Genomic DNA, 12,354 nt, shown 5'->3' with positions numbered 1-12,354 from the left:
AGGCCGGGACCACGGGACTTCGTACATTTGTTCACAATCAACCTCGCGCCGTCGCCATAGGGTTGCGTTAGATGTTCGGGCTAGTTGCCAGCTTTGCTACCAGTTGGCGCCGGGCGGCGATCGTCATCGCCATCTGGGGCGTGGTGGGCGCCGCCGTGGTCGTCACGGCCCCGCCGCTCTCCGACGTCACCACCAACGAGCAGGAGAACTTCCTCCCGGACGGCTCGGAGTCCCTGCGCGTCCTCCAACTGGTCCGGGAAAAATTCCCGCGCGGGCAGGGCATTCCCGCCATCGTCGTCTTCCACCAACCGGACGGCCTGTCCGACTCGGATCTGGCGGCCGTGGCGCGGGTGGACGAAACGCTGCAGTCGCCCGACGCACCGCCCGGCATCCAAAACGTGCTCGCGCTGAGCACCTCCTCTCCGATGGCGGCGAACGCGTTGCTGGCGCCGGACGGCACAACCGTGACGACGATCGTAACGATCAGCGGCTCGCCGGCGGAGGAGGAGTTTCGCGAGGTCATTCGCTGGATTCGCGACCAGGCGCGCGCCGGAACCGCCGCTGCGGGTCTCACCGTGGCCATCACCGGTCCCGCGGGAATCATCTCCGACGCCGTGGAGGTGTTCGCGTCGATCGACTTCCGGGTGACGCTCTTCACCGTGCTCTTCGTCCTCGTGCTGTTGCTGCTGATCTACCGCTCACCCGCGCTGGCCCTGCTTCCGCTGGCCGGCGTGGGTTGGACGCTGGTGATCGCCCAGGGAGTGGCGGCAACGCTGGCCGAAAACGCCGGGCTGCTGCTCAACGGCCAGGTGACGGCGCTGATGTCAGTGCTCATGTTCGGCGCCGGCACCGACTTTACGCTCTTCATTGTGGCCCGATATCGGGAGGAGCTGCGGCAACAGCCCGACCGCTGGCGCGCCATGCAGGTGGCGCTGCGCCGGGTGGGACCCGCGATTGCATCCAGCGCCGGCACCACCATCGCGGCCATGCTGGCGCTGCTGCTGGCCACGTTCGGATCGTTTCAGACGATGGGGCCGGTGCTGGCGCTGGCGATGTTCCTGATGCTGCTCAGCGGGCTTACGTTCATTCCAGCCATGGCGGTGCTGCTGGGACGCGCGGCGTTCTGGCCCGGACGCATGCACGTGACCGGCACCGAGCACTCCCGCATCTGGTCGCGCGTCGCGGACTTCGTGACCCGCCGCCCGGTGGCCACCTTCACGGCGACCTTCGTGCTGTTGGTGGCATTCGCCGCCGGCACGCCCACCATCACCCCCAACTTCAGCTTCATCGGCGGCTTCCCGGACGACGCCGAGTCCAAGATCGGCGCCCAGATCATGGACGACGCCTTCGGCGCCGGTGAGCTGGCGCCGACGAATGTCTATCTGAATACCGACAACGTTCTGACCAGCCTGGTGGATGTCGACCGCGTGGCCGAGGCCATCGCCGACATCCCGGGCGTCACGCGGGTGAGCGGACCCACGCGGCCCACGGGCGAGGCGCCGGCCGTGGAGCCAGCCGCGCTGCAGGCGGCCGTTGCCAACCTTCCGCCCGGCATCCTCCGGGGCGGCGCGCCAACCGGCGCACCGGCGGCCCGTCCGCCGTCGAACGCCGATCCGCAAATGCAAGCCGTGATCGAGGCCTTCATGGCCGCCGGCCGCTTCATCTCGCCCGACGGCAGCACGGCCCGGCTGGACGTGGTGATGGGGGACGATCCCTACGGCATTCCGGCCATCGAGCGCATCGACGAAGTCCGCGCGACGGCGCGGAGCACGGTCGAGGGCACCAGCCTGGCCGACGCCGAGGTCCTGGTCGGCGGCCCAACCGCGCTGCAGACGGACGCATGGGCCTCGGTGAACACCGACGTTCGGCTTGTCGGACCGATTGTGGTGGTGCTCATCTGGTTCATCCTCTTGCTGCTGCTGCGCAGCCTGGTCGCGGCTACCTACCTCATCGGCAGCGTGCTGTTGAGCTTTCTCTCCGCGCTGGGCATATCGGTCGTGATCTTCCAGAACCTGATGGGGCATCCCGGCGTGGGCTATCAGAACGCCGTCTTCATGTTCATCTTCCTGGCCGCGCTGGGCGCCGACTACAACATCCTGATCATGTCGCGCGTCCGCGAGGAGATTCGGGCGCGTGGCCTGGTCGAAGGCACGCGTCTGGCAGTGGCGCGCACCGGAGGCGTCATCACCTCGGCTGGCCTGATCCTGGCCGGCACCTTCTCGATCCTGGCCACACTGCCCCTGCGCGACATTTTCCAGCTGGGATTCGCCGTGATGCTGGGCGTCCTGCTGGATACCTTCGTCGTGCGCGCGCTGTTCGTGCCCAGCCTGGTGATCCTGCTGCGCCGCTGGAACTGGTGGCCGGTGCGCCTGGATTCGCCGTCCTCGGCTGAAGCGGACGCGTCGGGCATCGCCTCGTAGGAGCAAGCCCCCGATCCGAAGGCCGGGAGCAGGCACGCGGATTCCAAAGCTCTTGTACGGTGCGGAAACGCCCCTCGCCGTTCGCAGTTCTGCCGAAGCATCGGAGCAACGACCTAAGTGCCAAGTCACGCGGCCATCTTGAGCCGGCGTCGGTTTCTCGCCGTCATGGCGGCGCTTGCCGCCGGGGGCATTGCCCGAATCTCGACATCGCCACCTGTCCTCGGGACCGAGCAGCTGCTTCCACCCGACGCGATCGAGACCGTGGACGGGGCATTCTTCCCAATCGACGGAGGTCTGTTGGGCTTCTACGTCCGCGACGACCCCGCCGGTCCGAAATTCTGGTCGCTCTACGACGCGGCCGGCGGCCACGCGTGGTACGGCCCGCCGATCAGCCGCGTGTGGAGCGACGCCGGCAACTGGTATCAGCTCTTCGCCTGCGCGTTATTCTCCCAGCCGCGGGCCGGCGGCGCGGCGCGCCTGGCGCCCATCGTCGATCTCATCGTGACCGGGCCTCGCGTGTCACGCAGCTTCTCGAACGCCACCAAGCTCGAATTCGACGGCTGGCCCCAATACAGCCACGTGACGGCGGTCGATTCCACGATTGCGGCGTTCATCACCTCCAATCCAGCCCTTCAGACGGGTGCGGCGAGATCCCGGCCACGCAGCTTTGCCGGCAAGGTTCGAAACCTCTTTGCCAATCTCGGGCTCGAGAGAGTCGGCGGGAATGTCCGACTTGGCGTGTTGGGGCAAAACTACAAGAGATATTTCCAAGGCCAGGCCGGCCTGCCGACCGACACCGTCTTGCCCGAGGAGTTCGCGCTTTCGGACGAGGCGTCCGGCATCTCCGACGACCTCCCGGGCACGGTCAAGGGAATCGACCCTGGATTCGGCTGCACCCTGGCCAGCGAGCAGGGTGTCGCCGCCGGCATCGATCACATGAACCGCCTTGGGCTCTGGTGGGCCCGTGAGCAGTTCATCTGGAGCGCCATGGACTCGTACAGCGATGCCGCGCTGCCCACGATCGCCACCGACCGCAACTTCCGCGTCTCGAGGGAGGTCATCGGGCTGCTGCAGTTCACGCCGGCGTATGCAGGCGGCGGGGTGTCGGAGCCCGCGAAGTTCAACCCACCCAACGGGCTCGAGCTGCCGGCTGCCGATCCGTCGAACCACTTCGGCCGGTTCGTCCGCGGCGTGGTCGAGAGCCGACGGCCGCTCGACGGAGGAGCCACGCCGTCGGCGTCGGGCCTGAATTCGATCTCGCGCTGGATTCCGGCGAACGAACCGGACATCTGTCGCCCGCGGATGCCGGGCTATGCCTGGGGCGGAGAACCGCACAAGCGATGGGTGGACCGCACCGACGGCTCGGGTCCGGCCGCCGCAAACGAGATCGACGACGCCGAGCGCGAGCGCCTGCTGTACCGCCTGGTGCAGGTCGCGTACGAGGCCATGATCGCCGCCGACCCTGGGGCGCGCCTGATCTTTCCATCGCTCAGCGTCGTGGATCGGAGCTGTGACGACACGACGCGACAAATGCAGTTCTGGGACGGCTGGGTGAGCTTCCTGGCCGCGCAAACCGATCGTGAAGCCCTGGTTGCCAGGAATTTCTCGTTCCACGACATGTCCCTCACGCTGCACAAGGAGCCCGAGCGCGTATACGAGATGGCCGCCAACTACCGCGCGGCGCTCGACGGCCTCTCGGAAACGGTGGGCGAACCGGACCCGCTGGCCGGCACCCGACGGCTCATCGCGATGGAGATGGGCCTGCAGGACGATCCCGGGCTGGGAGCGTACTTCGACGACACGGACGTGGCGCATTTCATCATCCAGGCCATTGCCAACGCCTTGGTCGGCGGCGCGGACGAGGTTGCGCTGCACAAGCTGATCAACTACCCGCTGTCGCAAGTCTCAGGGCAGGGGGCGCGCGTGGCCGTGCGCTTTATGTCGCACGTCACCCGGCAACATCCCCAGCGCGCAAAGCGGCCGGATATTCGCGGAGAGCTCGCGGCCAACGCGTATGCCGGGCCGGTCCGGATCGATCTGCCGGGCCCGGGATTCATCACCAGCGTGTTCTACAACCGCAAGCGGGCACCGATCGATCTGACACTGACCTTTGCGACCGACGAGGCAACGTCCGCCGACGCCATCTACCTCTCCGACCATATCGGCAACGAACAGACGCTCAGCCTCGGCTCCCACGGCCTTACGCTCGCCGCGCCGCGCCAGACGTTCAACGCGTATGGCAAGAACTGGGCCTGGATCGGCGGCGGTACGCACGTGGTTCGCTACCCGGACAGCGTCACGCTGACCACCGATCCGCAGATTCCGGATACGGTGAGCTACCAAAGGATCCCCGCGACCGTAAGCGCGGCGACGGCGGGAGCCAGCTAGCTCGGCGACGCGTTTGGCATCGATCGGCCCAGGGTGTCGGCGACTCTCACATGCCCAACACGCTGGTCGGGCACGGAAAAGATCGTTCCGGGCTAGAATCAGCCTCCCACAACCCAGTGAGTTCCTACATGGCGGCCCAGCGCGAACGTCCGCTCACGGTCAACGACCTCGTCATCGTCGACTGCGACGTGCACGCCAACGATCCCCCCGAGGCGCTGGCGCCCTATTGCGACGAACCGTGGCGCGTGGCCCTGGAACACCTGGGCGACGTGCCGCGCCGCTACCTGGAGGCTCCGGGATACGCACCAGCCACACCCTTCGACCTGCCGGTGCCTGGCCGCGGCCTGACGCACCGCACGGTGACGACCGCCGACCAGATGCGCGAGGACCTGGACGCCATGTCCATCGACATCGCCATCCTGTTCCCCGACTTCCTGCTGCGGATGGCCGTCCTGCCGCAGGCCGACTTCGCGGCGGCGGTGGCCCGGGCCTTCAACGCCTGGCTGGCGGAGCGTTGGACGGACCCTGCGCAGGGGTTGTACGGCACCGTCCTGGCCGCGCCGCAAGACCCGGAGGACGCCGCGCGGGAGATCCGCAAATACGGCTCACGCAAGGACTTCGTCGGCGTGTTCCTGCCGACCTGCGCCGTCCGCCCCCTGTGGGGCCACACGATGTACGACCCCATCTTCGAGGCCGCCCAGGAAACCGGCTGCCCCGTGATGCTGCACAGCGTCGGCGGAATCCTGCACACGAACTTCCCTTTCAACACGGAGCAGTTCGCGACCCAGCTGGGGCGGCATTCGGTGGAGCATGGATTCGCGCTGATGGCCAACATCTTCAGCATGATCGAGACCGGCATGCCGGTGCGCTTCCCCGATCTGAATGTCGTGTTCACGGAAGGCGGCGTGTCGTGGGTGCCCTACGTCCTGTGGCACCTGGACAAGGAGTACCACGAGCTGCGCCACCAGGCGCCCCTGCTCACCAAGCCGCCGAGCCACTACATCCGCGAGTTTTACTTCTGCACGCAGCCGGTTGAAGAGCCGGAGCGTCCGCAAGACCTGGTGACGCTGATCGACCTGATCGATGGCAAGGACCACGTGGTCTTCGCGTCAGACTGGCCGCACCACGACTTCGACCACCCGCGCGAGGTGATGATCAAGCCGTTTCCCGCGGAGACGAAACGCAAGATCATGGGCGAGACGGCGCTGAAGCTCTTCGACTTCGCGACGCCGTCAACGAATGGGGCGGCGTAGGGGCCGCATTCGGCCGGACTTGACGTGTCACTCCGAACGAATGTGAGGACCCTAAGGACGTTGCGCCTTCTCCCCGCTCCTTAGATTCCTCGCTGCGCTCGGAATGACAATCCGAGAGAGCCTTCGGTGGCCCACGCTGCGTGCAGCGTGGGACCGGTCGTGGTCGAATCGCCCAGGCTGCGCGCAGCCTGGGCCACCGGATACCGCTAGTCGGGCGATTCCTCGTAGAGCGCCTCGCCACGATGCAGGCGCTGGGCGATCTGAAACGTCTGGCCCTGGGCGCGCACCGTGGGCGCGTGCGCCGCGAGATAGCGCGCGCCGGCCACGAGGGCCATGGTGGCGTCTTCAGATTGCGTCGCTAGGTCGAACTGCCGCATCGCCGCCTCAACCGCCTGGATGGTGTGGAAGTTGCGGTCCTCGCGCAGCAGCGCACCGCCCATGGCCGCGAGGAGATCGTCGTCGCGCCCATCGCCGGCGCGGTACTCGACTACCACCCGCGCGGCGTCGTCGACGCGCTGCCGCCGATCCAGGATGTCGGGCAATTGCCGCAGCAGCTCGGCGCCCGGCGTCGGCGGCTGGCCGTCGAGACTCGGCACGCGCGCCGGAGGGACGTTGAGGAAGCGGTCGAGGTAGACGCTCATGGCCGCGTCGTAGACGCCACGCACCAACTCGCGCGACGGCGACCGCATCAGGCCGCAGCGAACCGCGTTGGCAAACGACAGCGTGTGCAGCGCGCGGTCCCAGTCGCCGAACTCGTTGCTGACGTGAAAACGGGCAACCCGCGTGACCGCGGCTTGCACGACGGTCTCCGCGAGCTGCACCGGGCCGGTGCCCGAGCGCAGCGCGGCGGTGAGCGACGCGGCGATGTCGTCGGGGTCGTCGCCCAGGACAGTGTCGATCAGCGTTCCGCGGTCAGCCCAAGGAGCTCGCCGATCAGCCGCCGCGGCGACATCTGGAATCTCGCCAAACGAGTCCTCCAGGATTTCCACCAGGTTGTGCGGCCGCCGCCAGGCGTTGGACTCCTCCATGCGCTGCGCGTTGGCATACCCCCGAGCGAGCGAGGCCAGCACGCCCTCGGCAAGGTCCCAGCCGGCGACGTCAAGCGCCTCGAGCGCCTTGTTGGTGAAGTCGAGCACGTGGCCACTGGACAGGTAGCGGTGGTCGGTCGCGGCGGCGAACAGCATGTCGGCCAGAGCCTCCGGCTCGAATCCGGCCCGCACGGCGGTGAGCAGACAGCGTTCGGCGCCGGTGGCGTCGCGAACCTCGACGGAGCGGCGGAACCAGCGCTTGAGCGCGGCGGAATCGGCGGGAGCGTCGGGGAGCGGACCGGCGGGGAATCGCGGCGCGGCCCCCGCGCAGTCGCTCGCCACGTTCGACAGCCCGTGAAACAGCGCCCGAGCATGCTGGTCGCGCGGTAACCGGGGCAGCAGGTTCATCATGCAGGTGAGCACCGTGAGGCCCTGCCCCCAGCCGTCGGCGAGGTAGCGCACCCCGAACTCCAGCCCAATGCGGAACGGCTCGCGCGGGTTCGCGCCGGCCTCCAGCAGGCCGATGACCGCCTTGGCGATGACCAGCGACAGGTTGCGCTCCAGGCCGTCGCGCAGACGGCGGCGGTGATGCGCCAGCTCGTCGCGATCGGCCCGCAGGTCGATCCAGATGTCGCCGTCGATCACATCGGTCGGGAATGCCGGCACATCGTCGGCCCAAAGATCGAACGTGCCGCCCGTGGTCACGTCGAAGCGCGCGTGGTGCCAGTGGCAGGTGAGAATCCCGTCGTCCACGCTGCCGCGGTCGAGCGGGAATCCCATGTGGGGACAGCGATTGTCGAGCGCATGCACCGCGTCGCCGTCGCGGACGAGCACCAGGGTGCGCCCATTGACGCGCAGGCTGTGGCAGCGACCGGGCGCGAGATCGCTCAGCTTGCCGGCATTGACCTTGCCGTCATGCGCCATGGGTCCGACCTCCAACCGCCCGTGCCCCAATACTCCCACTACGGCGCGTTACGGCCAAGCGAGGCGATCCGCGCCTAAGACTCAGTACCCCCGGCCGACGGGGCAGACGAACGCCAGCGAGCGGCCTGCGGCGAAGCGGCGCAGGTTGGCGAAGAAGATTTCCTGGCGCTCGGCGGCAAGCGTCGTGCTCAAGGCCGAGCTGTGGGGCGAGATGAGGATGTTGGGCGCGTCCCAGAGCGGACTCTCCTGGGACAGCGGCTCAACGGCCGTCGCGTCGATCCCCGCGCCCGCGATGTGACCGCCGTGCAGCGCCTCGGCCAGCGCGTCCTCATTCACAATCCCGCCGCGGGACACCACGACGATGTGCGAGCCCTCGGGCATGAGCGCCATGCGCTCGGCATTGATCAGGTCGGCGGTCGCGGGAATGAACGGCGACGTGACGACCAGCCAGTCGGTGTGCCGCAGCATCTCGTCCAATTCCTCGGGCGGATAGACCTTGCGCACGCCGGCGGGAACGTCGGTGGGGCTGGGATCCATGGCGTACACGTGCATGCCGAACGGCAGCGCGCGCTGGGCAACGGCTCGACCGACGCCGCCCATCGACAGGATTCCTAAACGGCTTCCGTCGAGCGGCAGCATGCGGTGGTTGTATTTCACCGTGTCCCACACGCGCTGACGCTGGTCCTCCAGCGTCTCCACCAGGCAGTGCGCCAGGGCCAGGATGAACATGAACGCATGGTCGGCCATGGGGTTGGTGTGGGGACCGGGCGAGTTGGTGATCACGACGTCGGAGGCGACGATCTCGGGCACCTTCATCAGCCGGTCGATGCCCATGCCGGGGTTGTGAATCCAGCGGAGGCGCGTGGCCGCCCGCATCTCTTCGCCGGTTGGCGTGCCGTAGAAGGCATCCGAGTCGACGACCTCGCGCAGCCGCTCCTCCGGGGTCTGCGGCTCGACGAAGGTCGCGTCGGGAAACTCCGCGCGAAGCTCGTCGGTCGGCAAGACGTAGTAGTCGGCGTGCGGGACGATCAGCACCTTCATAGGGGCGTCTCCGGGCCGCCCGGCCTGACCGGCGGCTGCGAGAACGGTAGCGGGGCGGCGCGAGCGCGTCTATTCGCGCCGCCGGATCCTGGCGGAAACGCGCCGGCGGCGGCCCGAGCATGCCCGGGCCGCCGCCGTGGGGGGAGGTGGTTAGGAAACCGTGACTTCGATTCGCTTGGGCTTGCTGGTCTCCAGCTTGGGCACGGTCACCGTGAGCACGCCGTCGGCGTAGCTGGATGTCGCCGCAGCGGCATCCACCCGGTCGGACAGGCGCAGGGCGCGTCGGAAGCTGCCGGCGCGACGCTCGCGCAGCACATAGCCGTCGCCCGCAGCCTCGTCCGCCTCGGCGGTCTTGGCCTGGATGGTGAGCACGCCGTGCTCGACGGAAACGTCAATGTCGTCCTTCGCGACGCCGGGCAGCGAGGCGCTGATCTCGATCGCGTCCTCGTCCTCGCGGACGTCGACCGGCAACACCCACGACGATGTGCGGGTCGGCAGCGCTGAGCGACGCCAGGGACGTCCAATGGCGTCGTGAATGCCGAGCAACTCGCGGAACGGGTCCCAACGCTGAATGGTGGCCATCGTGTCCTCCTCCGTACGGTCCGCCTCTCGGACCGCCGATTCGATCTGTCGGGAGTATCGTAAGACTTGAGTGTGTCTCTGTCAAGTAAGTTTCATTGCAAAAGCGCAGGTGTTTCCTGCGGGGTCACCAATTGCGGGTTCCGCGGGCGAAATCCCAGGCTGCACGCAGCCTGGGCCACCGGGCAGAGTCGAGTGGGTGTTAGGGCAGCCCCAATGGGACTGGATCGGTAGCTCGGGACGATCCGGACGGGCGCCCACTAGGGGCGCCCCTACACGAATTAGATGATTCGGGACTGCGGCGGCGGCGCTATGCCGGCGGCGACCAGTCGGGCAGTTGGCGGCGCCAGACGTCGGCGACCGCGTCGCGAATGAACAGCGCCTGCCGCCAGTTGTCCGTGAACACCGAGAGCCGGTAGCCGCTGGCGATCATCTCGGGGCAGGTCCACAGGATGGCGCCGGGGGCCGCGGCCTCCAGCCAGAGCTTGATGAGCTCGTCGACGAATTCGATCCAGTCGTGAAACTCCGACGTCGGATTGCCGTCGCCGTCGATCACCGGCACCTGCGCGTGATGCCCGTTGAATGCGCGCAGGTGAAACCAGTTCGAGTTTTGGACCAGCTCGGGTCGGTCGAGCAGGCGGCCGGCGAACGGCGGGGGGAGGTGCTTGATCACGGCCGGGTGGGAGTGGTCCCACACCATGGGCAGCAGCCGGCCTTCGGCCTTGGCGAAGCCGTCCGCGAGGGCGTAGGCCTTCTCGGGCGTCTCGGTGGCCGTGTCGCGGTGCACCTCGATCGCCGCTTCGATCCCGATTTCATCCGCCGCGGCGAGCGTGCGGCGGGCCAGCGCCACCGCCGAGCGCGTGGGCGTGTCGTGGTTGCCCATCTGCACGTTCACCGTCGCCGCGCCGGCGTCCTGCGCCGCCGTGAGCGCGGGCCTGACGTCACGCGAGGTCTCGATATCGGCCGTGCACCAGAACAGCAGGCCCGAGTCGTCCACCATCTGGCGGGTGATGGGTGGTGCGCGTCCCGTGAACCCGTCGAATCCGGCCCCGGCTACCTCCTCGATCTTACGTTCGAAGCTCCATTCCCGGTCCGGGCTCGGGTGGCCCATGAAGCTGTTGATCGCCGCCAACTGAAGGAGTCTGGGTGGTTCGGGAGATGCCTGTGCCGCCATTGATGTCGCCTGGGATGGGTGGGGGATCGAGTGGCGTCAGGGTAGCAGTGGGATCGGACGGCGACGGAGTAGCGTAGGCTGGCGCGGCGCGTGAGCATTCTCAGTCGCGGAAGGCGGAGTCGATGAGCGAGGCGGAAGAGCCGCGCGTGGTGACGGTGGGGCGCGGCCGGCGTGACTACGTGCCGGGCGTGTCGCTGGAGTGGCTGGCGGACGCTGACCTGACGCCCGGCAGCGGGATGACCTTTGGGCGCGCCCAGTTCGAGCCCGGCTCCTCGAATCCGGAGCACTACCACCCGAACTGCCACGAGCTGGTGTTTGTCGCGGAAGGCACGATCGAGCACACGCTCGGATCGCAGACGGTCACGCTCTCCGCGGGATCGCTGTTGCATGTGCCTCAGGGTGTGCGGCACTGGGCGATAAACGTCGGCGAGGACACGGCGACGCTGCTGGTGGCGTTTTCCAGCGAGGCGCGGCAAACGGTCTTTCTGGACGAGCCGGCGGAGTAAGCCGCACGGGCGCCCACGAGAGGCGCCCCTACACCAAGCGGACTTCGCTCGGGCTCAGTTGAATCCCGCAGCTCTGTACCACTCCAACGTGTCGTAGAGCGTGACGTCGAGGGGCCGCGGCCGAAAGCCCAGTTCCCGATGGGCCTTGCTGGCATTGAAGTACAGGTAACTTGCCCCGGTGACAAGTTCATCGTGGGCGATTGGCGAATCGATGCCCACAAGATCCGCGAGCGGCTCGACGGTGACGCCGAGCCCCGTAAGGAACCAACGCGGCAGGGTGACGATCGGCCCGGTGTTGCCAGCGATGCGTCCCGCCCGCTTCGCGAGGTGTCGGTAGGTGAGGTTGTGACCGGTGAGCAGGTAGCGTTGACCAGCCCGGGCGCCGGCGGCCATGGCCATGAGGCCGCGCGCGACATCGCGCGCGTCGACCAGGCTGTTGCCCCCGGGCGGCACGGCGCGGACCCAGCCGCGCACCAGCGGCCGCAGCATGCGCCAGGCATGGCCGCTGCGGTCCCACGGGCCGAGCACCGTGCCCGGATTGGCCACCACGGCGGGGAGTCCCCGCGACGCCGCCTTGAGCACCATCCGTTCCCCCGCCTGCTTGGACATGGCGTACATCAGCCCGTGCTCCGCCGCCTCAAACGGTGTCATCTCGTCCATCGGCGTTTCGAGCCGGTCCGCAAGCCCCACCGCGGCTAGCGAGCTGACGTGCACCACGCGCCTCGGCGGGTGCGCCGCCAGCCAAGTGAGCAGGTGCGCCACGCCGTCGACATTGATTTCCCATTGGATCTGGTGGTCGCGCCGGTGAAACGATTGGTTGGCGGCCAGGTGGAACACCCAGTCGAAGGTCTCATCCGGGTACGACGCCGGGTCCCGCACGTCGCCCGTCGCTTGGCTGACGTCGAGGCCCTCGAACGCCGGCGCCGCCCATGGGTCGCCGGGCAACACCAGCGCCGTGACCTGGTGGCCGCCGGCGGCGAGTTCGCGGACGAGCGCGCTTCCGAGTTGGCCGGTGGCTCCGGTGACGAAGCAGCGCATGCT

The 12,354-nt window shown here is 68.1% G+C and carries 9 protein-coding genes; 4 read left to right on the top strand and 5 right to left on the bottom strand.

The window, feature by feature from the left end; translation table 11 throughout:
• Positions 1-71: 71 nt before the first annotated feature.
• The 3 genes from OXG79_05140 (at position 72) to OXG79_05130 (ending at position 6,061) form a co-directional block, all read left to right on the top strand.
• On the top strand, positions 72-2,420 hold the full coding sequence (locus OXG79_05140; GenBank protein ID MCY3783153.1) for an MMPL family transporter: 2,349 nt from the start codon (positions 72-74) through the stop codon (positions 2,418-2,420).
• Positions 2,421-2,537: 117 nt separating this feature from the next.
• A complete protein-coding gene (locus OXG79_05135; protein MCY3783152.1) occupies positions 2,538-4,808 on the top strand; it encodes a hypothetical protein in 2,271 nt (756 codons plus the stop codon).
• Positions 4,809-4,936: 128 nt separating this feature from the next.
• A complete protein-coding gene (locus OXG79_05130; GenBank protein ID MCY3783151.1) occupies positions 4,937-6,061 on the top strand; it encodes an amidohydrolase family protein in 1,125 nt (374 codons plus the stop codon).
• 206 nt (positions 6,062-6,267) lie between these two features.
• On the opposite strand, the gene OXG79_05125 is transcribed toward OXG79_05130, so the two are convergent.
• The 4 genes from OXG79_05125 to OXG79_05110 all read right to left on the bottom strand — a co-directional run bounded on the left by OXG79_05125 (position 6,268) and on the right by OXG79_05110 (position 10,807).
• Positions 6,268-8,013, bottom strand: a complete 1,746-nt coding sequence (locus tag OXG79_05125) for a Rieske (2Fe-2S) protein (protein ID MCY3783150.1) — start codon at positions 8,011-8,013, stop codon at positions 6,268-6,270.
• 81 nt (positions 8,014-8,094) lie between these two features.
• Positions 8,095-9,054, bottom strand: a complete 960-nt coding sequence (locus OXG79_05120) for a D-2-hydroxyacid dehydrogenase (protein MCY3783149.1) — start codon at positions 9,052-9,054, stop codon at positions 8,095-8,097.
• A gap of 150 nt (positions 9,055-9,204) precedes the next feature.
• Positions 9,205-9,636 carry an Hsp20/alpha crystallin family protein gene (locus tag OXG79_05115; protein ID MCY3783148.1) on the bottom strand — a complete coding sequence of 144 codons (432 nt, stop codon included), beginning with the start codon at positions 9,634-9,636 and terminating at the stop codon, positions 9,205-9,207.
• Positions 9,637-9,943: 307 nt separating this feature from the next.
• Positions 9,944-10,807: a xylose isomerase gene (locus OXG79_05110; protein MCY3783147.1), complete on the bottom strand. Its 864-nt coding sequence runs from the start codon at positions 10,805-10,807 to the stop codon at positions 9,944-9,946.
• A gap of 122 nt (positions 10,808-10,929) precedes the next feature.
• On the opposite strand from OXG79_05110, the gene OXG79_05105 reads away from it, so the two are divergent.
• The gene (locus OXG79_05105; GenBank protein MCY3783146.1) at positions 10,930-11,313 is read left to right on the top strand and encodes a cupin domain-containing protein; all 384 of its coding nucleotides are present in this window, start codon (positions 10,930-10,932) and stop codon (positions 11,311-11,313) included.
• A 54-nt stretch (positions 11,314-11,367) separates the two neighbouring features.
• Here the strand turns inward: OXG79_05105 and OXG79_05100 are convergent, their stop codons facing one another.
• On the bottom strand, positions 11,368-12,351 hold the full coding sequence (locus tag OXG79_05100) for an NAD-dependent epimerase/dehydratase family protein (GenBank protein MCY3783145.1): 984 nt from the start codon (positions 12,349-12,351) through the stop codon (positions 11,368-11,370).
• Between the last annotated feature and the right edge of the window lie 3 nt (positions 12,352-12,354).

The organism is Chloroflexota bacterium (assembly GCA_026706485.1).
Classification (GTDB): Bacteria; Chloroflexota; UBA11872; order UBA11872; family UBA11872; genus JAJECS01.
This window is presented reverse-complemented; position numbering and strand designations above follow the sequence as displayed.